Source organism: Nonomuraea sp. LP-02 (assembly GCF_036289125.1).
GTDB lineage: Bacteria > Actinomycetota > Actinomycetes > Streptosporangiales > Streptosporangiaceae > Nonomuraea > Nonomuraea bangladeshensis.
Window position 1 is genome coordinate 2,177,467 of record NZ_JAXCLK010000001.1, and the last position, 24,671, is coordinate 2,202,137.

25 protein-coding genes are annotated in these 24,671 nt (G+C 73.3%); 9 read left to right on the plus strand and 16 right to left on the minus strand.

All coding sequences use genetic code 11. From position 1 onward, the window contains the following. Nucleotides 1-3: 3 nt before the first annotated feature. Together SMD20_RS10040 and SMD20_RS10045 are read right to left on the minus strand one after the other, a co-directional pair. Nucleotides 4-954, minus strand: a complete 951-nt coding sequence (locus tag SMD20_RS10040; protein WP_329578095.1) for an ABC transporter permease — start codon at nucleotides 952-954, stop codon at nucleotides 4-6. Nucleotides 955-978: 24 nt separating this feature from the next. Continuing rightward, on the minus strand, nucleotides 979-2,568 hold the full coding sequence (locus SMD20_RS10045) for an ABC transporter substrate-binding protein (protein ID WP_329578098.1): 1,590 nt from the start codon (nucleotides 2,566-2,568) through the stop codon (nucleotides 979-981). Between the two features lie 131 nt (nucleotides 2,569-2,699). On the opposite strand from SMD20_RS10045, the gene SMD20_RS10050 reads away from it, so the two are divergent. Next, nucleotides 2,700-3,422: a FadR/GntR family transcriptional regulator gene (locus SMD20_RS10050; RefSeq protein ID WP_329578100.1), complete on the plus strand. Its 723-nt coding sequence runs from the start codon at nucleotides 2,700-2,702 to the stop codon at nucleotides 3,420-3,422. Between the two features lie 143 nt (nucleotides 3,423-3,565). Beyond that, nucleotides 3,566-5,062, plus strand: a complete 1,497-nt coding sequence (locus SMD20_RS10055; protein WP_329578103.1) for a sialidase family protein — start codon at nucleotides 3,566-3,568, stop codon at nucleotides 5,060-5,062. A 6-nt stretch (nucleotides 5,063-5,068) separates the two neighbouring features. On the opposite strand, the gene SMD20_RS10060 is transcribed toward SMD20_RS10055, so the two are convergent. After that, nucleotides 5,069-6,910 (minus strand): SpoIIE family protein phosphatase, encoded by a 1,842-nt coding sequence (locus SMD20_RS10060; protein WP_329578105.1) that lies wholly within the window; start codon nucleotides 6,908-6,910, stop codon nucleotides 5,069-5,071. A 184-nt stretch (nucleotides 6,911-7,094) separates the two neighbouring features. On the opposite strand from SMD20_RS10060, the gene SMD20_RS10065 reads away from it, so the two are divergent. The 4 genes from SMD20_RS10065 to SMD20_RS10080 all read left to right on the plus strand — a co-directional run bounded on the left by SMD20_RS10065 (nucleotide 7,095) and on the right by SMD20_RS10080 (nucleotide 9,465). Then, the gene (locus tag SMD20_RS10065) at nucleotides 7,095-8,231 is read left to right on the plus strand and encodes an aromatic ring-hydroxylating oxygenase subunit alpha (RefSeq protein ID WP_329578108.1); all 1,137 of its coding nucleotides are present in this window, start codon (nucleotides 7,095-7,097) and stop codon (nucleotides 8,229-8,231) included. Nucleotides 8,232-8,420: 189 nt separating this feature from the next. Further along, nucleotides 8,421-8,627, plus strand: coding sequence for a cold-shock protein (locus tag SMD20_RS10070; RefSeq protein ID WP_091085183.1), 207 nt, complete (start codon nucleotides 8,421-8,423; stop codon nucleotides 8,625-8,627). A gap of 141 nt (nucleotides 8,628-8,768) precedes the next feature. Continuing rightward, complete coding sequence (locus SMD20_RS10075) at nucleotides 8,769-8,999, plus strand: hypothetical protein (RefSeq protein WP_329578116.1); 231 nt, start codon at nucleotides 8,769-8,771, stop codon at nucleotides 8,997-8,999. 172 nt (nucleotides 9,000-9,171) lie between these two features. Next, nucleotides 9,172-9,465, plus strand: coding sequence for a hypothetical protein (locus tag SMD20_RS10080; protein WP_329578118.1), 294 nt, complete (start codon nucleotides 9,172-9,174; stop codon nucleotides 9,463-9,465). A 126-nt stretch (nucleotides 9,466-9,591) separates the two neighbouring features. Here SMD20_RS10080 and SMD20_RS10085 read toward each other — a convergent pair whose 3' ends face one another. Beyond that, nucleotides 9,592-9,840 carry an exonuclease domain-containing protein gene (locus SMD20_RS10085; RefSeq protein ID WP_329578120.1) on the minus strand — a complete coding sequence of 83 codons (249 nt, stop codon included), beginning with the start codon at nucleotides 9,838-9,840 and terminating at the stop codon, nucleotides 9,592-9,594. 159 nt (nucleotides 9,841-9,999) lie between these two features. Between SMD20_RS10085 and SMD20_RS10090 the strand changes: the two genes are divergently transcribed. Then, a complete protein-coding gene (locus tag SMD20_RS10090) occupies nucleotides 10,000-10,524 on the plus strand; it encodes a hypothetical protein (RefSeq protein ID WP_329578123.1) in 525 nt (174 codons plus the stop codon). Nucleotides 10,525-10,535: 11 nt separating this feature from the next. Here SMD20_RS10090 and SMD20_RS10095 read toward each other — a convergent pair whose 3' ends face one another. Next, nucleotides 10,536-10,739: a hypothetical protein gene (locus SMD20_RS10095; protein WP_329578125.1), complete on the minus strand. Its 204-nt coding sequence runs from the start codon at nucleotides 10,737-10,739 to the stop codon at nucleotides 10,536-10,538. Nucleotides 10,740-10,797: 58 nt separating this feature from the next. Then, complete coding sequence (locus SMD20_RS10100) at nucleotides 10,798-11,244, minus strand: MarR family winged helix-turn-helix transcriptional regulator (RefSeq protein WP_329578127.1); 447 nt, start codon at nucleotides 11,242-11,244, stop codon at nucleotides 10,798-10,800. Nucleotides 11,245-11,340: 96 nt separating this feature from the next. On the opposite strand from SMD20_RS10100, the gene SMD20_RS10105 reads away from it, so the two are divergent. Next, on the plus strand, nucleotides 11,341-12,225 hold the full coding sequence (locus SMD20_RS10105) for an alpha/beta hydrolase (RefSeq protein ID WP_329578129.1): 885 nt from the start codon (nucleotides 11,341-11,343) through the stop codon (nucleotides 12,223-12,225). Here SMD20_RS10105 and SMD20_RS10110 read toward each other — a convergent pair. Then, entirely contained in the window at nucleotides 12,222-12,980 is a 759-nt protein-coding gene (locus tag SMD20_RS10110; protein ID WP_329578132.1) for a TetR/AcrR family transcriptional regulator, read from the minus strand. The two genes, SMD20_RS10105 and SMD20_RS10110, sit on opposite strands and share 4 nt — an antisense overlap. 84 nt (nucleotides 12,981-13,064) lie before the next feature. Between SMD20_RS10110 and SMD20_RS10115 the strand changes: the two genes are divergently transcribed. Continuing rightward, on the plus strand, nucleotides 13,065-13,988 hold the full coding sequence (locus SMD20_RS10115; RefSeq protein ID WP_329578135.1) for an NmrA/HSCARG family protein: 924 nt from the start codon (nucleotides 13,065-13,067) through the stop codon (nucleotides 13,986-13,988). A gap of 66 nt (nucleotides 13,989-14,054) precedes the next feature. Here SMD20_RS10115 and SMD20_RS10120 read toward each other — a convergent pair whose 3' ends face one another. The 9 genes from SMD20_RS10120 to SMD20_RS10160 are packed head-to-tail and all read right to left on the minus strand — an operon-like array spanning nucleotide 14,055 to nucleotide 24,659. Next, nucleotides 14,055-15,641, minus strand: coding sequence for an ABC transporter ATP-binding protein (locus SMD20_RS10120; RefSeq protein WP_329578137.1), 1,587 nt, complete (start codon nucleotides 15,639-15,641; stop codon nucleotides 14,055-14,057). Continuing rightward, a complete protein-coding gene (locus SMD20_RS10125) occupies nucleotides 15,638-16,477 on the minus strand; it encodes an ABC transporter permease (protein WP_329578139.1) in 840 nt (279 codons plus the stop codon). Before SMD20_RS10125 ends, SMD20_RS10120 begins: the two co-directional genes overlap by 4 nt. A 37-nt stretch (nucleotides 16,478-16,514) precedes the next feature. Next, a complete protein-coding gene (locus tag SMD20_RS10130; protein WP_329578142.1) occupies nucleotides 16,515-17,420 on the minus strand; it encodes an ABC transporter permease in 906 nt (301 codons plus the stop codon). After that, nucleotides 17,417-19,018 carry an ABC transporter substrate-binding protein gene (locus tag SMD20_RS10135; protein ID WP_329578145.1) on the minus strand — a complete coding sequence of 534 codons (1,602 nt, stop codon included), beginning with the start codon at nucleotides 19,016-19,018 and terminating at the stop codon, nucleotides 17,417-17,419. Before SMD20_RS10135 ends, SMD20_RS10130 begins: the two co-directional genes overlap by 4 nt. After that, on the minus strand, nucleotides 19,015-20,190 hold the full coding sequence (locus SMD20_RS10140; protein ID WP_329578147.1) for an LLM class flavin-dependent oxidoreductase: 1,176 nt from the start codon (nucleotides 20,188-20,190) through the stop codon (nucleotides 19,015-19,017). The genes SMD20_RS10135 and SMD20_RS10140 overlap by 4 nt, the downstream gene beginning before the upstream one ends. Beyond that, nucleotides 20,187-21,266, minus strand: a complete 1,080-nt coding sequence (locus tag SMD20_RS10145) for an LLM class flavin-dependent oxidoreductase (protein ID WP_329578149.1) — start codon at nucleotides 21,264-21,266, stop codon at nucleotides 20,187-20,189. Before SMD20_RS10145 ends, SMD20_RS10140 begins: the two co-directional genes overlap by 4 nt. Continuing rightward, entirely contained in the window at nucleotides 21,263-22,429 is a 1,167-nt protein-coding gene (locus SMD20_RS10150) for an LLM class flavin-dependent oxidoreductase (protein WP_329578151.1), read from the minus strand. Before SMD20_RS10150 ends, SMD20_RS10145 begins: the two co-directional genes overlap by 4 nt. Beyond that, on the minus strand, nucleotides 22,426-23,748 hold the full coding sequence (locus tag SMD20_RS10155) for an NtaA/DmoA family FMN-dependent monooxygenase (protein ID WP_329578154.1): 1,323 nt from the start codon (nucleotides 23,746-23,748) through the stop codon (nucleotides 22,426-22,428). The genes SMD20_RS10150 and SMD20_RS10155 overlap by 4 nt, the downstream gene beginning before the upstream one ends. Then, complete coding sequence (locus tag SMD20_RS10160; RefSeq protein WP_329578157.1) at nucleotides 23,745-24,659, minus strand: glutathione S-transferase C-terminal domain-containing protein; 915 nt, start codon at nucleotides 24,657-24,659, stop codon at nucleotides 23,745-23,747. Before SMD20_RS10160 ends, SMD20_RS10155 begins: the two co-directional genes overlap by 4 nt. Between the last annotated feature and the right edge of the window lie 12 nt (nucleotides 24,660-24,671).

The window sequence follows — 24,671 nt, forward strand, 5'->3', positions numbered from 1 at the left end:
GTCTCACACCACCCTGATCCGCGGGTTGACGACGAGGTAGAGCAGGTCCACCACCAGGTTGACGACGAGGAACGCCAGCGCGATCGTCAGCACCGCGCCCTGCACCAGCGCCACGTCGCCGTTGGTGACGCCTTCGAGGATGAGCTTGCCCATGCCCGGCAGGTCGAAGATCGTCTCGATGACGACGGCGCCGCTCAGCAGGTAGCCGACCCGCAGGCCGAGCACGGTCAGCGGGGTTATGAGCGCGTTGCGCAGCGCTCCGCGGACGACGATGGCGCGGGGCAGGCCGTTGCCGGTCGCCGTCCGTACGTAGTCCTTGTCGAGTTCCTCCACCATCGAGGTGCGCACCAGGCGCGACAGCGAGGCCGCGACGGGAACGGCGATCGCCACCGCGGGCAGCGTCAGCGACTGCAGCCATCCCGCCGGGGAGTCGGCCGGGTTGACGTAGCCGCCGGTCGGGAAGACGTCGAGGCCGAGCGCGAACTCCTGGATGAGCAGGATGCCCAGCCAGAACGACGGCACCGCCACCCCGGCGACGGACAGCACGCGGGTGAGCTGGTCCGGCCACCGGTCCCGGTACAGCGCGCCGACGACGCCGAAGGCCAGGGCGCCGGCGACGGCGAGCACCAGGCCGAGGACGGTGAGCTGCATGGTGAGGGGGAAGGCCGTGACGACCCGGTCCACCACCGGGGTGGCCGGCGGAGCGGTGTGGCCGAGGTCGCCCTGGACGAGCTGCCCGAGGAAGCGCACGTAGCGCACCGGGAGCGGGTCGTCCAGGCCGTGCTCGGCCCGGTACGCGGCCCGCGCCTCGGGGCTCGCGCCGTCGCCCAGCGCGTTGTAGGCCGGGTCGTTGGGCGAGAACTGGAGGACCACGAAGACCAGCAGGGTGACGCCCAGCAGCATGGGCGGCAGCGTCACCAGCCGTCTCGCGGTCATCCGGAGGAATGCGAACATGGTGCTTTCTCGTCGGAGCGGGGGTCAGACGCGCGCGACGTCGAGGAAGGACAGGCCCGTCGTGGGGATGGGCTTGAAGCCGGACAGCACCTTGTCGTCCCAGGCGGTCGGCAGCTTGCGGTGCAGGATCGGGTAGAGCGGCGCCTCCTCGGCGACCAGGTCCACCGCCTCGGCCCACAGCTTCTTCTGCTCGGCGGCGTCGTCGGTCTTGACCGCCGCGTCGAGCAGCTCCAGCACCTTCTTCGCCTCGGCGGTGCCGTCCCAGCGGTAGCGCTTGGCAGGCCAGATGCCGTCGTAGAACCAGCGCAGCAGCAGGTCCATGTCGTTGCCGAAGACCGAGGGGTCGCCGGGCGCGACCAGGATCTCGAACTCGCCGGGGTCGATCTTGTTGGTGTACTGGCCGCCGGACTGGCCGATGTCGAGGGTGGTGGACACGCCGACGGCGTCCCAGGACTCCTTGATGATCGGGACGATGTCCTTCACCCAGCCGGCGTCCGTGGTGACCATGGTGACGTTCAGCTTGTCGACGCCGGCCTCCTTGAGCAGGGCCTTGGCCTTGTCGGGGTCGTAGCCGTAGACGGTGGCGGCGCGGGCGTAGGCCGGGTGCGTCTCCTGGACGTAGCCGGTGGCGGGGGCACCGTTGCCGAGCATGCCGGTCTGGATGACCTTGTCCTTGTCGATGGCGTAGTGCAGCGCCTGGCGCACCCGCTTGTCGTCGAAGGGCTTGCGGGAGCAGTTGAACATGAGGAAGAGCAGGCCGAAGGACTGGACCGACTCCATCTTGTGCTTCTGGCCCACCTTCTGCGCGTCGAGGTAGGGCACGTCCTCGATGGCGGCGACGCGCCCGGACTCCAGCGCGGTCACCCGCGCCGACGGGTCGGACAGCAGCCGCCAGGTCATGCTCTTGACCTTCGCGGGCCGCGAGCCGTTGTACTTGTCCCACCGCTCGAAGACGATCTTGTCTTCCTTGGTGGCCTCGATCACGCGGTACGGGCCCGAGCCCACCGGCTTGGCGTCGAAGCCGGCCTTGTCCTTCTCCACGAGCGCCTTCGGCACGACCTTGACGACCGCCAGCCGCTCCTTCAGCAGCGGGAAGGCGTACTTGAGCTTGATCTCCACGGTCTTGTCGTCCACGGCGGTGACCTGCGACACGAACGGGATGAACTGCACCATGAGGGAGGCGTTGGCCGGGTCCAGCACGCGGGCGAAGCTGAAGGCCACGTCGGCGGCCGTGACCGGCGAGCCGTCGTGGAAGGTGGCGCCGTCGCGCAGGGCGATCTTCACGGTGGTGTCGTCCACCTGCTGCGGCTCGCCGACCGCGAGGGCCGCGTACGACTCGCGGGTGACCGGGTCGAGGTCGAACAGCGCCTCGAAGACGTGCATGTTCGCGGCGACGGGGGTGGCGCCGGAGGAGGTCATCGGGTCGAACCCGGTCGACAGCGCGTACGAGATGCCCGCCTCGATCGTGTCGGCGCCGGCGGCGGGGGCCGCGCTGCCGGTGGAGGCGGGGCCGGAGCAGGCGGCGAGCGAGCCCGTGAAAGCGGTGGCGGCGCTCAGGGCCCCCACGAACCGCAGGAAGTCGCGGCGGTTGACGGACGCGGGGGGGTTGGGCATGGCGTCCCCTCTCAGGTGGTGGTGCGGGTTCTGGATGTCACGCCGAGGCGCATGGGCATACGATGTCTGACGTCTAACGTCGGTCTGCGCGAATGTAGACGACTTATGAACGAAAGGGCAAGATGTTGGCCGTGATCGACCCCATCTCGCGACCCGCTCGCAGTGCGCAACTACGCCCGCGCGAGGTGGCGGAGCGCATCAAGCAGTACATCCTGCAGAACCGCCTCGGCCCCGGCGACGCCCTGCCCACCGAGGCGGAGCTGTGCGCGGCCGTCGGCGCGAGCCGGTCCAGCGTGCGCGAGGCGATCCGGATCCTCACCGCGCTCGACATCGTCGAGGTCAGGCACGGTTACGGCACCTACGTCGGCACGCTGTCGCTGGCCGCCCTCGTCGAGAGCCTCACCTTCCGCGGCCTGCTCAGCCGCGACGACGACTTCCGCGTGCTGGCCGAGCTGGTCGAGGTGCGCCAGACGCTGGAGCAGGGGCTGGCCGCCGCCATCACCACCGCGCTCGACCAGGACCTGCACATGGAGCTGGGGCGGCTCGCCGACCAGATGGACGAGCGGGCGCGGGCCGGCAAGACGTTCATCGAGCAGGACAGGGAGTTCCACCTGCTGCTCATGAAGCCCCTCGGCAACGAGCTGGTCACCCAGCTCACCGCCGCTTTCTGGGACGTGCACGCGATCGTCGCGCCGGCGCTGCACACCACGCCCGCGTCGGTGCGCGAGACGGTGGCGGCCCACCACGCGATCGTCGAGGCGCTGTTCGCCCGCGACCTGGACGGGTTCACCGAGGCGGTCGCCGCCCACTACGCCCCGGTGCGGCGGCACCTGAAGGAGAACCGCGGGCTCTGACCCTCCGGCCGGATGATCGCGCCGGATGATCGCGCCGGATGATCGGGGGCGTTGACGGGTCGCCGTCGGCGATCTAGCGTACGGGACGTCTGACGTCTGATGCTCGGTTGCTCTTCCACCCCCCATCGACCGAAGGAGCGATCATGACGTTCGTGCCCGCACGGCTGCTGCGCGGCCTTTTAGCCCTCGTCCTGTCCCTCGCGGCCACGGCCGCCCTCTCCCCCGCACCCGCCGCCGCGGACGCCTCCGGCATCTCGGCGACCGCCGAATTCGACTGCACCGACAGCCGCCTCCAGCTCATCCTGGAGAACCGCACCGGCGCGCAGCGGACGTTCACGGTCACCTGGCCGGGCCGCAGCGGCTCGCCGTGGACGCGCACCATCGCCGCGGGCGGCAACGCCCTGCTCTACTGGACGGTGCCCGCGGGGACGGCCTACTCGCTGCGGACCGTGACCGACGGGTTCGACACCACCCGCTCCGGCACCGCCCGCTGCGGCCTGGCCGCCGGCACGCCGCAGCTCAACTCGACCACGCTGCTGCGCACCAGCACCACGATCAGCGGGCTCAACGGCCCGAACGGCACGTACGACGGAACCGCGAAGTCGGTGCGCATCCCCGGCATGGCGGTCACCGGCAACGGCACGATCCTCGCCGTCGCCGACGCCCGCGTGGACGGCTCGTACGACCTGGGCGGCGGCACCAACAACATCCAGATCGCGCTGATGCGCAGCACCGACGGCGGCCTGACCTGGCAGGCGCCGCGCGTCATCCACCACGCGGCCACCACGTCGGAGGGCGTCGGCGACCCCAGCGTGCTGGTCGACCGGGCGACCGGGGCCGCCTACGTCTTCTACACCTACTCACCCCGGCCCGGCATCAGCTTCTGGTCCGCCGGGTCCGGCTCCAACGCCGCCGGCGACCGCAACAGCCTGCACATCCAGTACATCAAGAGCACCGACCACGGCGTGACGTGGAGCGCGCCCGTGGAGCTCAACCCGTCCGTCAAGGATCCGGGCTGGCAGCAGCTCTTCGCCTCCTCCGGCCACGGCATCCAGACCAGCACCGGCCGGCTCGTGCAGCCCATCGTCTACCGTGACTCCGCGGGCACCAGCCACGCGGCCGACATCTACAGCGACGACCACGGCGTCACCTGGCGGCGCGGCTCCTCCGCGGCCGGCGGCGTGAATGAGAGCAAGGCCGTCGAGCGCGCCACCGGCGCCGTCACCCAGAACATGCGGCACAACTCCGTCCGCTCCCGCTACCTCGCCACCTCCACCGACGGCGGCGTGACGTTCGGCGCGGCCACGGCCAGCGCCGTGCTCAACGACCCGCTGTGCAACGCCGACGAACTGTCCTACCTCACGCCCGCGCAGCGCGGCTCGAACGGCGCGCCCGTCCGCACCGCGACGGCCCTCTACAGCGGCAACGCCCACCCGAGCGCGCGCAGCGACCTGACCGTACGCCTGTCCACCGACGACGGCGCCACCTGGCCCACCCGGGCGCTGATCAAAACCGGCACGGCCGGCTACTCCACCATGGCCGTGCTCGCGAACGGCCAGGTCGGCGTGCTCTACGAGATCGGCGACACCGGCGGCATCGTCTTCGCCCGCTTCACGCTCGACTGGCTGCGGACCGCCTGACGCGCATCACCCGTGCGGCACCCGGATGGCGAGCAGCGCGATGTCGTCGTCCGGGTGTGGCCCGGCCACCGCGGCCACGGCGTTCAGCAGGTCGGGCAGCGGCATGTCCCGGCAGGCGCCCAGGACGGCGATGACCTCGGCCGTCGCCTCGTCGATGGTGGTGCCCGGCCGGTCCACGAGCCCGTCGGTGTAGAGCAGCAGGACGGCGCCCGGCTTGAGGAACCGCTGGTGGTCGTGGCGCGGGCCGGGGTCCAGGCCGGGGAACAGCAGGATGCCGTGCTCCTCCAGGCACTCGGCCGGCGCGCCGGGACGCGCCAGCAGCGGCGGCGGATGTCCCGCATTGGTCCAGGTGAAACTCCAGCTCCCGGACCTGGCGGCCGGGGCCAGGTGACCGAGGAGGAGCGTTCCACTCAGGTGCAGGTCCAGCACCGTGCAGGCTTGCTGGAGCGCGGTGACGGCGGCCGCGGGCCCCAGCCCCGGATGGTCGAGCACGGCCTGGCGCAGCATGGCGCGGGTCTGCCCCATGACGGTGGCGGCCTGCATGTCGTGGCCGGTGATGTCCCCGACCGCGACGGTCAGCGCGGCGGCCGCCGGGGTCTGGCCGGGTAGTGGGAAGGCGTCGTACCAGTCGCCGCCCACGAGGTCGTCGGTCGCCGCGGCCAGGTAGAGCGCGGCGAGGTCCAGGCCCGGGGCGGCCGGCAGGTCGGTCAGCATCGCGCTCTGCAGCTGGCGGGCGACGCTGACCCGCTCGTCCAGCACGCTGGCCCGCTGCACCGCCTGGCTGACGTAGCCGGCGATCGCGGTGAGCACCGCCCGTTCCGAGGGGCCGGCATGGTGCGGCTCGCCCCAGCCGATCAGCAGCACCCCGTGCACCTCGCCGGCGTGCGCCAGCGGCACGCACACCAGCGCGTGGACGTCCAGCAGGGCGAACGCGCCCGCGACGGCCTCGCCGTACGCGCGGGCCAGCTCGCCGGGGTCGCCGGCGGAGACCAGCCGCCGTTCCCGCGCCGCGTGGGCCAGCGGGTGGTTCTCGTCCAGCGCGCAGGAGAGCGCGGGCCCGGCGCCGGGCGGCACCGGCTCCGTCTCCGTCACCGGCATGGGGCGGAGCCGGCCGTCCTGGAGCAGGCTGAGGCTCGTGCGCACAGGCTTGAGCGGATCGCTGACCAGGTTGCGCAGCAGGTGCTGCACGTCGTCCAGCGTGGCCGCGCCCGCCAGTTCCTGCGAGGCGCGCAGCAGCAGCTCGGCGGCGTCCCATCCGGCCTGGGCCCGCACGCCCGCCTGCTCGGCCGCCATCCTGGCCTGCTCCGCGACGCGGTGGTCCCGCTCGGCGTCCTGCTGCGCCATCAGCGCGCTCCTGGCGGCGGCCCGCGACCGCAGCTCCGCCGAGCAGGCCGCGGCCAGATCCGCAAGGTCCGCCAGCTGCGCGTCGGTCCACGGCCGCGCGGCGGGGCCGGCCGCGCACAACACGCCCAGCACCTGGCCGGCGACGATCAGCGGCATCCCGGCGTAGGCGACCAGGCCCCATTGCCGCTCGGCGACCGGCGGCTGCGCGGCGAAGCGGGCGTCGTCCCGCACGTCGGTCACGATCAGCGGCTCGCCGGTCGCCGTCACCCGGCCGCACAGCGAGCGCGACAGCGGCAGCCGGCGCAGGGCGTCCCGCCCCTCCTTGAGCCCGACCAGGCCGGGCAGTGTCAGCCGGCCCGACCCCGCCAGCGCCACCAGCGCCACGGGCACGCCCATGACGCTCGCCGCGAGCCGGGCGAACCGCTCCATCCCCGCGTCGGGGACCGGTGCCACGCCGGCCGCCCGAGTGGCCGAATTGCGCATTTCCCCCCGTTCGGTTCTCATCTCGATCTCCGTACCATCAGGACAACGCCGTCCTACCCCGAACCCCGCCGACCCGATCGAAATTCGCCCGAAACCGCAGGTCACATGGGTTATGCGGAGGTGAGGCGGAAGGCGGGTCTTGATCCGCCGCCGTCCCGATCATTAGTCTCGGTGATCCGCGCACGTGCCCGCACTTGGAGGCCCGGTGAGCCCGGACACACCCCCCGACTTCGCGCGCATCGCCGCCGGGTACGACCCCGATCCCGCGCTGTCGATGTCCCTGCACGCCGACGCCTACACCGATCCCGCGTGGTTCGCCGTCGACCAGCGGGAGATCTTCGCGCGCACCTGGCAGTGGCTGTGCCACGGGGAGAAGCTGCGCGAGCCGGGCGGCTACGCGACGGCCACGGTGGCCGGCATGCCGATCGTGGCCGTCCGCGACGAGACCGGAACGCTGCGGGCGTTCTACAACGTGTGCAAGCACCGGGCGCACGAGCTGCTGTCGGGCTCGGGGGTGCGGCGCAGCATCGTGTGCCCGTACCACGCCTGGACCTTCGACCTGACCGGCCGGCTGCGGCGGGCGCGCAACACCGGCGGCATGCCGGGCTTCGACGCCTCCGCGGTGTGCCTGGACCGGATCCAGGTGACGGAGTTCGCCGGCATGGTCTACGTCAACCTCGACCCGGCGGCGGCGCCGCTGGCGGAGCAGGCGGCCGGCCTGGAGGCGGACATCCTGGCCCGCGCCCCCGACGTAGCCGAGCTGACCCTCGCCCGCCGGCTCACCTACGACATCGCCTCCAACTGGAAGAACGTCGTCGACAACTTCCTCGAGTGCTACCACTGCCACGTGGCGCACAAGGACTTCGTGTCCCTGGTGGACATGAGCACCTACAAGGTCACCACGTACGGGATCCACTCCAGCCACATGGCCAGCGCCGGCACGTCCGCGAACTCCGCCTACGACGTGTCGGGCGCGACGGTCACCGAGCACGCGGTCTGGTGGCTGTGGCCCAACACCTGCCTGCTGCGCTACCCCGGCCGCGGGAACTTCATGGTGCTGCAGATCATCCCCGACGGGCCCGGGCGCACCCGTGAGACCTGGGACTTCTACCTGGAGACCGCCGAGCCCGACGAGGCGGAGCTGGACAGCATCCGCTACATCGACGAGGTCCTCCAGGTGGAGGACATCGCCCTGGTGGAGAGCGTCCAGCGCGGCATGCGCACCCCCGCCTTCACCCAGGGGAAGATCGTGTACGACCCGGACGGGTCCGGCCTGTCGGAGCACGCCGTGCACCACTTCCACGGCCTGGTCCTCGACGCGTACCGGCGTGCCGGTGCGTGAGCGGGTGGTGCGAGTGTGTTAGCCTGAGGGGGTTGCAGTTATGGTACCCATAGGACTTATGCGCGCCTGACAGAGTGATCTTCGGGCGCGTTTTTTGTTGGCCGGTTTCTCCGGGGGGGTTCATTGCGGCGGCACGAGATTCACGAGGTGTGAATTCTCAGTAAACGGCACTGTCAGAAGGAGATCGACATGGCCACCGGTACCGTCAAGTGGTTCAACTCGGAAAAGGGCTTCGGCTTCATCGCGCAGGACGGCGGCGGTGCCGACGTCTTCGCTCACTACTCCAGCATCGTCTCCAACGGCGGCTACCGTGAGCTGGTCGAGGGGCAGAAGGTTTCCTTCGACGTCGTGCAGGGCCAGAAGGGCCTGCAGGCGGAGAACATCGTCACCGCCTGACCCCGGCGCATTCCGCCGCCGGCGCCCGCGCCTCGACGCGCGGGCCCGGCGGCTCGCCACGCCCGGATCACCGCCGGCGACGTCCGGCGCGTTTTCCCTGCTGGCTCGCTTTACGCGCAGGATGAGCGCATACTTGTGCAAATGAGACGTACTGCGCCCACAGTCCGGCGGCGGCCGCCCGGCAGCCCCTTCAGCACTCCGGAAATCCCGGCTCCGCCGGTCGAGGAATACGCGGTCGGCGACCGGGTCAGCCACGACAAGTACGGCCTCGGCCGGGTGCTCGCGGTCGAGCAGGATGTCGCCGTTCTCATTGATTTCGGCACCGCGACCTACCGCGTTCCCGCACCGAACGCCAAACTCGTGAAGCTGTGACGATCTTCGGCAGGCCGTCCGACGATCCGGAGGACGCACCATCAGCGACCCACCAGGTCACCCCGTACGCCGTCGCATAGTCGAAAGCGCCATCTTCAGCGCCCGCGACCGGTCCGGCCCCGAGGCCGCCCACTGGACCTGCCCCCATGGGCAGCACGTCGGCCAGGGCTGTGTGACCTGCTACCACGCCGCGGCCGAGGCCGACCCGGCGCTGCCGCTGTGGGACGCCGTGGCGTGGTTCACCTCGCCGAAGCCGATTCCGATCAAGGTTCTGCATGACGTGCACCGCCACGGCCGCCAATTCCTGCTCGACCAGCCCTCGACGCCCCTGGTGTTCCTGCTGAGCGGGCAGGCCCGGGCGGCTCAGGCGGTCGAGGCGGTGGCGGGGCTGATCGGGTTCCTCGTCGCGAACCGGAGCGTCGTCGACGACTTCACCGTGACGGAAGTGCGCGCCGTCCGGTCCTGAACGTCCCCGCCCTGGATCAGAGGCGGGGATCGAATTGGGGGTGGGGGGCGCGTTCGCGGGCGTGTTCAGCGACGCCGTCAGCGACCCGGGCCTGCGCGAGGTCCTGGCCACGCGGCTGCAGGACCCCTACCGGCGGGCGTTCCAGGACGCGCTCGGCTTCCGCAGCGTCGTCCACGCGCCCGCCTCGGCCCCCGTACGCAGGATCGCCCGCAGCACGGCCACGGTGACCAGCACGTCCGGCAGGGCGCGGTGCCGGTCGGCGGGCCTGGGGATGCGCAGGTGCCGCAGCAGCGCGTCCAGGTTGTGCCTGGGCAGCTCGGGATAGGCGAGGCGGGCGAGCTTGACCGTGCACAGCAGCGGGATGCCCGCCAGCACGGGGCAGTGCCGCCGCTGCCCGGCGACGCGGCCCGCGATGTGAACGTTTCAGTCATGACGTGCCCGGACGAGGTCGCCTGGAGTCCGGCGCTGGTGCCGGGCCGGCGAACGGGCCTATCGTGACGATCCCCGCTCCCCCGGCTCGCGAGAGAGACCCCCATGGCCTTCCTCCGACGTACCGTCCTGCCCGCCGCCCTCCTGCTGTCGGCCGCCGTGGCCGTCCCGGTGGCCGCGTACGCCGACACCTATCGCACCGCCACGTCCACCGGCTCCGGAGCAACCAGGGCCGCCGGAGCCGCCAACGCCGAGGCCAACGCCCGGGCCGAGCTGAACCGGCAGGCCGCCCAGGCGGGCGAGGTGTGCCCGAGCGTGTCCGTCTCGTCCAGCCTGGTGTACACGGCACCCGACGGGTCGGCGTACGTCTACCAGGCCACCGCGTCCGGCACCTGCGTCACCCAGCCCTCGCAGCCGAGCTACCCGGTGCCGCGCAGCGAGACCCGCCAGGCGGGCGGATCCACCCCGTCGGCCGCCGTCCAGGCCGGCTCCCAGGCGGCCCGCTCGGCGATCCTCGCGGCAGGCGGCTCCTGCACGGGCTGGGCCACCACGTCGGCCCTGGTGTGGGCGGCGCCCGACAGCAGCTGGTACGTCTACGACGTGACGGTCTCCGCCTCCTGCACCAGCTGACGGGCGCGGGCTCAGCGGTCGCGGCCGGTCAGCCGGCGCAGGCCGAGGAAGACGAGCACCAGGGCCACCACGAGGACGATCGGGCCGATGATCGCCCAGGTCGTGACGCCGCTCATCACGCTGCCGCCGACGATGCCCAGCCCCTGCAGGGTCCACACGAGCCCGGTCAGGGCCAGCAGGACGCCGAGGACGAGAAAGATCCGTGCCTTGACCATGTGAACGCTCCTCACGCGCTTTCGCTCGATCCTGCCGTACGGGCCGCGCGACGCCCAGTCAGGGGGCGCAGCCGGGTCGTTGTGCGGCTTCGAGTGCGGTCCGGATCGTGCGCAGGCTGTTCGCCAGTTCCTCCAGCGTGCCGGGGGGCAGCAGGCGGGAGGTCCAGCGCGCGATCTCCTCCTCGTACGTCAGCCGCGCCCCGCTCAGGGTCCGCACGCCGGAGGGCGTGAGTTCGAGGAAGGACGAGCGGCCGTCGGCGGGGTTCGCGACGCGGCGGCACCAGCCGGCCGCCACCAGCCGGTCCACCGACTTGCTCGCCGCGCCGACCGTGATGGCGACCTCGTGCACGAGGTCGAGCACCCGGCACTCGGGACGGCTGGAGATGACCGTCAGCAGGTCGTACTGGCCCAGCCGGATGCCGTGCTCGGCCCGCAGCCGGGCGTCCACGGCGTTCCAGAGCCGGGTCTCGGCGCGAACGAGGTCCACGAACAGCTCTCCGGCCATGAGAACTTCCCTTCCGATCGCGGGAATTGGATTCCGCGGAATCTTGTTGCAGGGTGCATTCCAAGGAATCTATCGGATGTGACCTGGAGGTCGCTCATGAGCCGTCACCAGCGGCAAGCCCTGGACGCCCTGCTCCGCAACGCGCCCAAGAGCCCGGACGCCACGGTCGCGGAGGCGCGGGCGGGGTTCGACGAGATGTTCCAGGCGCCGGCGCCGGAGGGCGTCACCGTCCGCGACGTCGCCCTCGGGGGGCGTCCCGCGCTGGAGTTCGAGCCTGGGGACGCGGCCGCCGGGACCGTGGTGCTCTACCTGCACGGCGGCGGGTACGTGGTCGGCTCCCCGCGCACGCATCGCGCCCTGGCGGGTGAGCTCGCGGCCCGCGCCCGTACCCGGCTGGTCTCGCCCGACTACCGGCTCGCCCCCGAGCATCCGTTCCCCGCGGCGGTCGAGGACGGGCTCGCCGCCTACCGCGAGCTGCTCGGGCAGGCCGAGAGCCCGGCCCACGTCGCCCTGGCCGGCGACTCCGCGGGCGGCGGGCTGGCGATCGCGACGCTGCTGGCGGCGCGCGAGGAGGGGCTGCCCATGCCCGCGGCGGTCGTGACGTTCTCCCCCTGGACCGATCTGACGCTCAGCGGCGCGAGCATCGAGACCAAGCTCGGGATCGACCCCATCTTCGTCCGGTCCGATCTGGAGGGATACCGCACGCACTACCTGGGAGAGCAGGACCCGTCCGCGCCGACGGCCAGCCCCGCGCTGGCCGACCTCACCGGGCTGCCGCCCCTGCTCATCCAGGCGGGCTCGAACGAGCTCCTGCTGGACGACGCGGTCCGCCTCGCCGCCCGTGCGGCAGCGGCCGACGTGGACGTGACGCTGCGGGTCTGGGGCGGGCTGCCGCACGTCTTCCAGCACCACACGGCGCTCGTCGATGAGGCGGGGGAGGCTCTCGACGACGCGGCGCGATTCCTCTTCCCCAGCGTCTAGTCCGGGACTGCGGGTTCCGTGGCGCGGCGGCGGCGGTGGGCGCGCGGGCGGCAGGGCGGGCCGCAGTAGCGGGGCGGCCGTCCGGTGGCGTGCACCCGCAGGACCTCGCCGCACTCCGCGCAGTGCCGTGGCCCGGTGGTTCCGTGACGCGCGGGCGCGGCCTGGTCACGGAACGGCTCGGGTTCCGTGACGGCACGAGCGCGCAGGCCGTCCAGCATCAGCCGCACCAGCCGCGCGCCCCGCTCCGCGTCCTGGTGCGCCGAGCGCAGGGCGACACCGCCGACGGCGAGCGCCGCCAGGTCGTCCCCCCGCAGGTCGGCGCGTATCGCGCCGGCCTGCTTCGCCTCGCGCAGCAGGCGCTCCATGGCCTCGCGGAAGCGCTGAGCCCCGGCGGCCAGAACGGCGCGCGGCCAGCCGTGGTCGGTGAGGGCGTCGCAGACGTGCCGGCGCCCCGCCGAGCGGTCGATCACCTCCAGCAGGAACCCGAACAGCGCGTCACCGGGCGTGGCGCGGGCCCGCCAGCGGCCGGCGGCGGACACCAGGTCCTCGACGTGTTCGGCGAGGACGGCCTCGATCAGGATCTCCTTGCTCGGGAAGTGCCGGTAGACGGTCCCCGCGCCCACCCCTGCGCGCCGCGCGACGCGGCCGAGCGACGCGCCGGTCCCCTCCTCGGTGAAGACCCGCGTCGCCGCACGGAGCACGAGCTCCCGGTTGCGGCGGGCGTCGGCGCGCCCGGCGGCCGGTGCTGCTGTCATGTCACGAAAACCTTGTCTGTGTCGGCGAAACGGGTGGAGCATTCCGGACCGCGCCAGTATCCCGCGCTCTATGGAAAGGGCACCATGACCACCGCGACACCGAACACCACCGACGCCCCCATCCTCGTCACCGGCGCCACCGGCAAGCAGGGCGGTGCCACCGCGCGCCGCCTGCTCGCCGGCGGCCGGCGGGTCCGCGCGCTGGTGCGCGACCTGACCGCGCCGGCCGCCACTGCGCTGGCCGCGGCGGGTGCCGAGCTCGTACGCGGCGACTTCGACGACCCGGCGAGCCTGCCGCCCGCGCTCGACGGCGTGGCCGCCGTGTTCGGCGTGCCGCCGGTGGCCTTCGGGCCGGACGGGCACGACACGGCTCTCGAGGTGGCCCGCGGCCGGGCGCTGATCGACGCGGCGGCCGAAGCGGGGGTCGAGCAGGTCGTGTTCAGCACAGTAGCCTCGGCGTCGGCCGTGTCGCGGGGGTCGGCGGGCAAGGCGCTGATCGAGGAGTACCTGCGCGACCGCGTCGCGCTGCCCACCGTGCTGCGCCCGGTCCGGTTCATGACGAACTATCTCGCCGCCGGGATCGCCGGGATCGACGGCATCTCCGGCGGCGTGCACCGGCACCTCTTCCCGCCGGACGAGCCCATGCAGGTCATCGCTCTGGAGGACGTCGCCGAGTTCGCCGCGCTCGCGTTCGCCGACCCCGCCAGGTTCGCCGGCCGGACCCTCGAACTGGCGGGCGACGATCCCACGCCGGTGGCCGCCGCCGCCGCGATCAGCGAGGCCACCGGCGTCCCGGTCCGGTACGAGCAGCTCACCGCCGACGAGCTCGCCCGGCTCGGTCCGGAGATCGCCGAGACCGGCAGGCGCTGGCAGGCCGGTCACCGCTGGCACGCCGACATCGAGGCGCTGCGCGTGGTCCATCCAGGGCTGCGCACCTTCGCCGGCTGGCTCGCCGAGTCCGGCGCCGCCGCGCTCCGCGCCCACCTCACCCGCACCCCGGCCCAGTGAGTCGGCCCGCCGGGCCGGGGTCGCCGCTCACGGTGGCGGAGGCCGCCCCTCGGCCGGGCGGGGCTCTCACGCCGCCGGCACCTCCAGCCGGGGCACCGCCGCGACCAGGGCCCGCGTGTACGGGTGGCGCGGCCGGGTGAAGACGTCCTCGACGTCCCCCTCCTCCACCACCCGGCCGTCCTTCATGACCAGCACCCGGTCCGCGACGTGGTGCACCACGCCCAGGTCGTGCGAGATGAAGACCATCGCGGTGCCGTACTCGGCCTGGAGGTCGGCGAGCAGGTCGAGGACCTGCGCCTGGACGGAGACGTCCAGCGCCGAGACCGGCTCGTCGCACACCAGCACGTCGGGGCGCGGCCCGAGGGCGCGGGCGATGGCGACGCGCTGGCGCTGGCCGCCGGACAGCTCGCGCGGATGGCGGTCGGCCGTCCGGGGCGGCAGGCCGACGCGATCCAGGAGGTCGAGCACCCGTTCGCGGCGTTCCCTCGCGGGCAGGCGCAGCGGCTCGGCGATGAGGCGGCCGACGGTGTGGCGGGGGTCGAAGGAGTCGAGCGGGTTCTGGGAGATGAGCTGGACGCGGTGCCGGAGGGGGCGGCGGGCGCGTTCCGGCACGTGGCTCCACTGCCGCTGGTGCAGGGCGACGCGGCCGTGCGCGGGTTCGAGGAGGGCGAGGGCGAGGCGGGCCAGCGTGCTCTTCCCCGAGCCTGACTCGCCGACGACGCCGAGCGTCTCCCCCTCGTGGAGGGTGAAGGAGACCTCGGCCACGGCGGGGCGCCGGTCGTAGGAGTGGCTGAGCGCGGTCGCGGCGAGGACCTGCGCGGACGGGTTCGGGGCGGGGCGGGTGCGCGGCGTGCCGGTGGTGAGCCGGGTGCCTCGGGAGGCCGCGGAGGGCACGGCGGCCAGCAGCGTCCTGGTGTAGTCGTGCGCGGGCGCGGCCAGCACCTGCCGGGCCGGGCCCTCCTCCACGACGAGGCCGTCCTTCATGACGAGGATGCGGTCGGCGACGGCGGCGACCACGGCCAGGTCGTGGCTGATCAGCAGCAGCGCCGTGCCCGCGGCCTTGCGGTCGGCGAGCAGGCGCAGGATCTGGGCCTGCACGGTGACGTCGAGCGCGGTGGTGGGCTCGTCGGCGATGATCAGGGCGGGGTCGGCGGCGATGGCGGAGGCGATGAGCACGCGCTGCCGCAGCCCGCCGGAGAGCTGGTGGGGGCGCTGCCCGGCGCGCAGCGCGGGCTCGGGCACGCCCACGGCGTCGAGCAGCTCCAGCACCCGCTCGGCGCGGCGGGCGCGGGGCACGACGTCGTGGACGGCGAGCACCTCGGCGATCTCGGCCGCCGCCGTGCGCAGCGGGTCGAGGGAGACCAGCGCGTCCTGCAGGACGAGCCCGGCGAACCCGCCGCGCAGCCGCCGCCAGTCGGCCGGGGTGAAGGCGAGCGCGTCGCGCCCGGCGACGCGGAACGACGCGGCGCGCACGGCGGAGCCCGGCCCGGCCAGGCCGAGCAGGGCGCGGGCGGTGACGCTCTTGCCGGAGCCCGACTCGCCGACGATCGCCACGCACTCGCCCGGCTCCACGGACAGGGAGACGCCGCGGACGACCTCGGCCGGGCCGAAGCCCACCCGCAGGTCCCGTACGTCCACCAGCGGTGACGTCATGGGGTTCTCCCTTCGAAACGGCGCTGCAGGCGGCGCCCTGCGACGGTCAGGCAGACGACGGTGAGCGTGATCGCGAGGCCCGGGAAGACCGCCTCCCACCAGGCGACCCGCAGGTAGTTGCGGGCTTCGGAGAGCATCGCGCCCCACTCGGCGGCGGGCGGCTGCGGCCCCATGCCGAGGAAGCTGAGGCCGGAGCCGGCGATGATCGCCGTGCCGAGCCCGATCGTGGCCAGCACGGGTATGGGGCCGAGCACGTTGGGCAGCACGTGCCCGGCGATGATCGCGGTACGGGGGCGGCCGAAGGTGACGGCCTGCTCGACGTAGCCGGAGCGGCGGACGACGAAGGTCTGGGCGCGGATCACGCGGGCGTAGGTGGGGATCTGGGCGACGGCGATGGCCAGGATGACGTTGCCCGTGCCGGGGCCGGTGATCGCCACGACGAGCAGCGCGAGCAGCAGCTCCGGCAGCGTGGACAGCACGTCGAACGCGCGGGTCAGCGTCTCCTCCAGCCATCGCGGCGACAGCCCGGCGGCCAGGCCGAGCAGCACGCCGCCGGTGACGGCGAGCGCGGTCGCGGCCACGCCGATGCTGATGGAGTGCCGGGCGCCGTGGACGACCCTGGCCAGCACGTCGCGGCCGAGGTGGTCGGTGCCGAGCCAGTGGGCGCCGCCGGGCGGGGCAAGCGCGGCCAGCGGGTCGGCGGCCAGCGGGTCGGCCGCGGTGAGCAGGCCGGGCGCGGCCACGGCCACGGCGAGCAGGGCCAGGAACGCCACCGGCAGGAGCGCCGCGGCGGGCGGGATCCGCAGGGGCGGCGCGTTCCGGGTGAGCACGCTCATGGCCGGACCTCCAGGTGCGCGTCCCGGGTGAGGGCGCTCATGCCCGGATCCTCGGGTCGATGGCCCGGTAGGCCAGGTCGAGCAGGGTGCTGATGGTCACGTACACGACGGCCGACAGCAGCACCACGGCCATCACGACGGGCATGTCGCGGCCGGTCACCGCCTGCATGGCCACCTGGCCGAGCCCCGGCCGCCCGAACAGGATCTCGGTGATCACCGCGCCGCCCAGCAGCGTGCCGGTGAACCAGCCGGCCAGCGTCACGGCAGGGATGAGCGCGTGCCGCAGCGCGTGCCGGGCGACCAGGGCGCGCTCGGTGAGGCCGCGCGCCCTGGCCGTCACCGCGAAGGGCTGCTCCAGCGCCCGTTCCAGCCCGCCGCGCAGCACCTGGCCGAGCACGCCGGCGATGGGCAGGCCGAGCGCGAGCGCCGGCAGCACCAGCGCCCGCGGCCCCTGCGCACCCGAGACCGGGAACCAGCCGAGTGTGAAGGAGAACATCGACAGCAGCACGATCCCGATGAGGAACGGCGGCACCGACACCGCCACCAGCTCGGCGGCCGAGGCCGCGCCGCGCGCCCACCTGCCCCGGCCCGCCGTGGCGAGCGCGATGACCCCGGCCAGCAGCACCCCGATGCCCGCCGCGGCGAGGGTGAGCTGCGCGGTCGGCCCCACCTGGCCCGCCAGGATCTCGCCGACGCCGCGCTGCGCCTGGTAGGAGCGGCCGAGGTCGCCGTGCAGCAGCCGCCACAGGTAGGACAGGTACTGGACGATCTCGGGCCGGTCGAGCCCCCACTCGGCGATGATCCCGGCCCGGATCTCCGGCGTGTCGGGGCCGTCGCCGACCAGGATGTCCACGGTGTCGCCCGGCGCGAGCAGCAGGGCGACGTACGAGGCGGTGGCGGCGGCCCAGAGCACCGCGAGCCCCGCGCCGAGCCGTCTGATCATGTGCCGATCCGGACGTCGTACGCGCTCGCGGGCGTGCCGGAGGCGGGCTCGAAGCCGAGCCCCTGCACGTTGCGGCTGGCCGCGAGCTGGTCGGCCGGGACGTAGATCGGGAACACCACGGCGTGCTCCTTCACGGCGGCCCGCTGCACCTGGGCGTAGAGCTTCTTCCGCGCGGCCTGCTCGGACGTGGCCGAGGCGGCGGCCAGCCACTTGTCCACCCGCGGGTCGGAGAAGTGGGTGCGGTTGATGGCGGCCTTCGCCGGCAGGATGAGGTTGAGCGCGGCCCCGGCGTCGGCGTCGCCGCGGGAGTTGCCGAACAGCTCGTACGCGTCCTCATCCAGGGCCTTCTGCGCGCTGCCCTGGTCGACGATCCGCACCTGGAAGTCGATGCCCGCGTTCTGCTTGACCTGGGCCTGGATCGCCTGGGCGAGGACGTCCCTGCGGTCGCGAATGTACGGGGCGGAGGCGACCTCGCGCACGGTGAGCCGCTTGCCGTCCTTGACGCGGAAGCCCTCGGCGTCGCGGCCGGTCCAGCCGGCGGCGTCGAGCAGGGCGTTGGCCTTGGCGACGTCGCCGCCGAAGGAGCCCTCCAGCGAGGCGTCGTAGAAGGGGCTGCGCCGGCCGACGACGCTCCACGCCCTGGTGGCGGTGCCCCGGTAGACGGAGCGCAGCACGGCGTCCACGTCCACGGCCTCGCGGAACGCCTCGCGCACCCGCTTGTCGTCGAAGGGCGGGTGCGAGGTGTTGAAGTAGTAGGAGTAGGAGGTGCCGGAGTTGAGCGACGTGTGCAGCGCCAGGGACGGGTCCTTCTCGATCAGGGCGACCTCGGTGGCGGGCACCCCCTCGATGACCTGGACCTGGCCGGAGGTGAGCGCGCCGACCCGCACGGCGGCCTCGGGCAGGAACCGGTAGGTGATCTCGGCCAGGTGGGCGGGGCCCTGGTGCGCGGCTCCGGCGGGCGGCCAGCGGTAGGCGGGGTTGCGGCGGTAGTGGATCTCCTGGCCCTGGACGTACCGGTCGAGGATGAACGGCCCGGTCCCGACCAGGTCGGGCCCGCCGAACTTGAGGTCCTTGGCGCTCTTGAGCGACTTCGGCGAGATCTGCCCCGCGTACGGCGAGGCGAGGAAGTCCAGGAACAGCCCGTCCGGCTCCTTGAGGGTGATTTTGAGCCGGTGCGGCCCGACGACCTCGGCCTCCTTGAAGGACCTGAGCTGGATGGCGGCCACGGCCGCGTTGTAGCCGGGCACGAGGAACTGGTCGAGGTTGGCCTTGACGGAGGCGGCGTCGAACGTCGCGCCGTCGTGGAAGGTGACGTCCTCGCGCAGGTCGAGCGTGTACGTCAGCCCGCCGTCCGACACCGTCCACGACGTGGCCAGCCAGGGGTGGTAGGAGCCGTCCTCGCCCTTGGCGAGGAGCGCGTCGAACTGGTTGAACACCAGCAGCCTCGCCTTGTTCTGCGACCACTGCTGGGGGTTGAGCGTGATGGGCTGCGTCTCGACGGCCCAGGTGAGCGTGGCGGGGGCGGCCTGCTCGGCGGCCGGCGTGCCGCAGCCGGCGAGGGCCACTACCAGGACGGCGGCGGGGGCGAGGCGTCTCACGGGCGGTCCCAGGCGTCGGCGAGCAGTTCGTACGAGCGCACGCGGTCCTCGTGGTCGTGGGTGATGGTGGTGACGAGCAGCTCGTCGGCCCCGGTCACCCGGCGCAGCACGCGCAGCCCGTCGGCGACCTGGCCGGGCGAGCCGACGAACCGGGTGTCGAGCCGGTCCTGGACGAGCGCGCGGTCGTCGTCGGTCCACACGTGGGCGTCGGCCTCGGCCGCGGTCGGGTACGGGATCGCGCCCGCGCCGGTCCTGATGCTGCGTACCCACAGGTCGTAGCCCTTGGCCAGCTCACGCGCCCTGGCCTCGTCCGCGGCGACGACCACGTCCGCGGAGACCATGACGTACGGCTCGGCCAGCGTGGCGGAGGGCTTGAACGCCTCCCGGTAGGCGGTGACGGCCTCCAGCACGCTGGAGGGGCTGACGTGGTAGTTGGCCGCGAACGGCAGCCCCCGCTCCCCCGCGACCTGGGCGCTCTGCCCGCCGCTGCTGCCGAGGATCCACACCTCCAGGTCGGCGCCGTCGCCGGGCACGGCCCGCACCTCGTGGGTGCCGGCCAGGAAGGCGAGCACGTCGTCGATCTGGCCGGCGAAGTCCGGCGTCCGCGCGCCCGGCTGCTGCAGCAGGGTGGCGGCGTGGGCGAGCTGGGGGTGCAGCGCCAGGCGGGAGTAGTCGAACGGCGGCGGGATGAGCAGCCCGTCCACGATCTCGCCAGCCGGCGGCCCCGGCGTCCGGCCGGCGGACGCCTCGGCGGCGCGGGGGCCCGGCGGCCCGCCGGCAGGCTCGGCGGCACGCGGCTCCGGCGGCGGGGCGGAGGCTTCGGCGGCGAGTTCGGCGCGGCGCTGGCCGGAGCGGCCGATGCCGAGGTCGATCCGGCCGGGGTGCAGCGCGTCGATGAGGCCGAACTGCTCGACCACCGACAGCGGCGTCTGGTGCCCGAGCTGCACGGCCCCCGACCCGACGCGGATCGTGCTCGTGGCCGCGGCCACGAGGGCGATGAGCACGGCCGGGGCGGAGCTGGCCACGCCGGGCGCGAAGTGGTGCTCGGCCAGCCAGTAGCGGCGGTAGCCGAAGCCCTCGGCGCGCCTGGCCAGGTCGATGGTGTCGCGCAGCGCCCGCGCGACGGTGCCGCCCGACACGACGGGGGCGAGGTCGAGAATGGACAGCGTCACGCGGCACCCCTGGAGGAGACGGCGACCGCAGCCGCGGGGACTGCGGCGGGAACGGCGGGGAACGGCCGGCTGGGGATCTCCGCGCGCAGCACGGGCGCGATCTCGGCCTGGAACAGCTCCAGCGCCCGCCGGTGCTGCGCCTGGGTGAGCCCGTCGGCGTCGGCGTGCAGGTGCATCACCTCGTGGCCGAAGCGCTTGTGGTAACGCAGCACCTTGTCGACGATCTGCTGCGGGCTGCCGACCAGGATGGAGCTGCGTTCGATGGCGTCCTCCAGGGTGGGGAAGACCACCGGCAGGCCCAGCTTCCGCTGGAACTCGACGCGGGCGTCGAAGACCGGCCGGTAGGTGGCGATCGCCTCCTGGGAGGTGGGTGCCGCGTAGTAGCCGGCGCTGCCGGCCCCCACGAGGGCGTCGGCGGGGTCGTGGCCGTAGAAGGCCCAGCGTTCGCGGTAGTGGTCGATCAGCTCGGCGTACGGGTCGATGGGGTGGGTGACGTTGGCCGAGAACAGCGGGTCGCCGTACCTGGCGGCCAGGTCGACCGACTCCTTGCTGGTGGCGCTGCCGTGCCAGACCCTGATCGGCCGTTGCAGCGGCCGGGGCCAGGTCTCGGCGTCGGTAAGCGAGGGACGGAAGCGGCCCTGCCAGGTGACCTTGTCCTCCCGCCACAGGCGGCGGAACAGCTCGTAGCCCTCCCGGTTGCGCTCCCACTGGTCCTCGGCGGTGACGTGGAACAGCTCGGCCTGGGCGGCGCCGTTGCCCTTGCCGATGATCAGCTCCAGCCGGCCGCCGGACAGGTGGTCGAGCGTGGCGTAGTCCTCGTAGGCGCGTACGGGGTCGAGCAGGCTCAGCGTGGTGACCGCGGTGAACAGCCGGATCCTGGACGTCAGCGCCGCGATGTGGCTGAGCACGACGGGCGGCGAGGAGGAGATGAACGGCCGCTCGTGCCGCTCCCCCACCCCGAACCCGTCGAAGCCCAGCTCCTCGGCGAGCACCGCGTTGCCGACGACCTCGCGGAAGCGTTCGGTGGGTGAGCGGTCATCGTTGTGCACGATCAGCGTGATGAGCAGAAATTTCATGACACCTCCGCGTAGCGGTTGGCGGGACGCGGCAGGCCGAGCAGCCCGCGCAGCGTCGCGGCCTCGTAGGCGTGCCGGAAGGCCCCGCGCCCGCGCAGCTCGGCCGTGAGCCCGCGGGCGATCTGCTCCAGGTCGTACGGCAGCGCGCCCGGCCGCAGCCGGAACCCCTCGATGCCCGCGCGCCGCCACGCCAGGAGCACGTCCGCCAGCTCGGCCGGGGTGCCGGTGAAGATCGCGGCGTCGGAGACGAGCTCGGCCCCGTTCAGCTCGTCGAGGCGTGCCTTGCGCCGGGCGGCGTCCGCCCCCAGGAAGACGACCAGGTCGGCGAAGATCTTCAGGTCCGCCGACAGCCCCCTGACCTCCTCGACGACGGCGCGGGCGTGCTCGGCCGAGTGCGGGGTCACGTAGACCACGTCCGCCGACGCGGCGGCGAACTCGTAGGGCAGCCGGGAGTGCGCGAGCGCGGTCACCACGGGCTGCCCCTGCGGCGGGCGCGGCGTGATCGACGGGCCCTTGACCGAGAAGAGCGGCCCGGTGAAGTCGGCGTAGTGGAGCTTGTCGCGGTCGAGGAAGCGGCCGGTGGCGACGTCGCGGATCTCGGCGTCGTCCTCCCAGCTGTCCCAGAGCCGCCGCGCCACCTCCACGGCGTCGGCGGCCTCGGCGAACAGCTCGCGTACGTGCGGGTGGGCGGACAGGTCCGCGCCGCCCGGCCGGTTGAGCACCTCCTCCAGGGGCGGGAACACGCGGCGGCCGAAGTGCCGCGCCTCGAAGGACCGGGCGGAGATCTGCGGCCGCCAGCCGGCCCGTCCCCCGCTGACGTGGTCGAGCGTGGCGATGCCGATGGCGACGTGGAACGGCTCGGTGTGGGTGGTGGTGGCGGTGGGAACCAGCCCGACGTGGCTGGTGAGCGGGGCCAGCCGGGCGGCGAGCAGCACCGCGTCGAACCGGCCGCGCACCTGGTCGGTGCGGTCGTCGGCGCCGTCGGTCAGGGTGGACTGGAGGCCGAGGGCGTCCTCGATGGTGACGAAGTCGAGCAGGCCGCGCTCGGCCTCGGCGACCAGGCCCGCCCAGTACCGCGCGGAGAAGACGTCGGCCGCCGACTCGCGCCAGGCGGCGGGGTGCCAGCCGGCGCCGTCCAGGGCCACGGCGAGGTGCAGTGTCACGTGAGCTCCAGGTGTTCGCGCAGGGTGGAGCCGGTGTAGTGGGTACGGAACGCGCCGCGTTCGCGCAGGATCGGCACCACCCGGTCCACGAAGTCGTCCAGGCCGCCAGGCGTCAGGTGCGGCACGAGGATGAACCCGTCGGCCGCCTCGGCCTGGACGTGCTCGTCGATCTGCCGGGCCACCGACTCCGGCGTGCCGACGAACGTCTGCCGCCCGGTGACCTCGATGACCAGCTCGCGGATCGACAGGTGCTTCTCCTCGGCGAGCGCCCGCCACTTGGCGGCCACGGCGGCGCGGTCCTTGATCGCCACCCGGCCCTGGGAGACGCCCTCGGACAGGTCGGGTTCGAGGTCCGGCAGCGGACCCTCCGGGTCGTACGCCGACATGTCCCGCCCCCACACCTGCTCCAGGAACGCGATCGCGGTCTGCGGCCCGACCTGGGCGCGGCGGATGGCGGCGGCGTTCGCGGCGGCCTCCTCCTCGGTGTCGCCCAGCGCGAACGTCGCCCCCGGCATGATCTTGAGCTGGTCGGGCCGGCGGCCGTAGCGGGACAGCCGGCGTTTGACGTCGGCGTAGAAGCGGCGGCCGTCCTCCAGCGAGCCGTGCGGGGTGAAGATCACGTCGGCGTGGGCGGCGGCGAACTCCCTGCCCTCGTCCGAGTCGCCCGCCTGGATGATCACCGGCCGGCCCTGCGGGGAGCGCGGCACGGTGGAGCGGCCCTCGACGTCGAAGTGCTCGCCGTGGAAGCGCACCTCGCCCACGGCGCCCGCGTCGCGGAGGAACCGGCCCGACGCGCGGTCCGCCGCGACCGCGTCCGGCGCCCAGGAGTCCCACAGCTCGCCCGCGAGCCGGACGAACTCGGCGGCCCGCCGGTAGCGGTCGGCCCGGTCGAGGTAGCCGCCGCGGCGGAAGTTCTCGCCGGTGAAGGCGTCGGAGGTGGTGACCACGTTCCAGGCGGCCCGGCCGTCGCTGAGGTGGTCGAGCGTGGCCAGGCGGCGGGCCAGCTCGTACGGCTCGTTGAAGGTGGCGTTGACCGTGCCGGCGAGGCCGAGCCGCTCGGTCACCGCGGCCAGCGCGCTGAGCACGGTGAGCGACTCCGGCCGCCCGGCCACGTCGAGGTCGTGGATGCGGCCCTTGAGCTCGCGCAGCCGCAGCCCTTCGGCGAGGAAGAAGAAGTCGAACGTGCCACGCTCGGCGGTCCTCGCCAGGTGGACGAAGGAGGCGAAGTCGATCTGGCTGCCGGAGCGGGGGTCGGCCCAGACGGTGGTGTTGTTGACGCCGGGGAAGTGCGCGGCCAGGTGCACGCGCCGGCGGCTCATCGCCGCCACCCCGGCGGCGTCTCCCAGGACGCGGGCAGCCCCTCGGTCGTCTCGCGGAAGGCGGGCAGCCGGTAGAGGTCGCGGGCGTACGGCCACAGGTGCTCGAAGTCGGGCAGTTCGCGCTCGCTGATCAGGTGGCCGCGATTGTGCTCGGCGTCGAACCTGGCCAGCGTCACCCACAGCCGCACGTCGGCCTCGGTGATCGTGTCGCCGGTGAGGTAGCGGTGCTCGGCCAGGCGCTCGTCGAGGCGTTCCAGCGCGGCCACGACGCGGTGGCGTTCCCGCTCGCGCTCGTCCTCGGTGGCGGCGCGGGCCACGCGGGTGACGCCGGCGTTGACGTCGTGGTAGACCCAGGCGTTCAGCGTGTTGATCTCGGGGCGCAGGGCCTCCGGGTAGAGGTCGGTCGAGGATGTGGCCCACCGCTCGAACTGGGTGGCCAGGTCGAGGGTGATGTCGGGGAAGTGGTTGCTGACGATGCGGCCGGTCTCCCGGTCCCACAGGACGGGGACGGAGATGTGGCCGCCATAGCCCTTCTCGGTGGCGTCGTACGCCTGCTCCAGCAGGGTGAAGCCGTTGACCGGGTCGGGGCCGCGGCGCTCGCGGAAGGCCCAGCCGCGGCCGTCGCGCTCGTCGTCCACGTACGACAGGGAGACGACGTCCTCCAGGCCCTTGAGCTTGCGGACGATCGCGGCGCGGTGGGCGTACGGGCAGACCCAGGCGGCGTAGAGGTGGTAGCGGCCGGGCTCGGCGCGGAAGCCGCTGGAGCCGTCGGCGGTGACGCGGCCCTGGAAGGGGTAGAGGGGGCGGTTCCAGTCCGGGGACAGGTGCAGGCGGCCGGAGCCGTAGTGGCCGTAGGCGACGTGGTCGACGGGGCTCGCGTACACCGGCTGCCTGGTGCTGATGGTGGTCACGGAGAGGCTCCA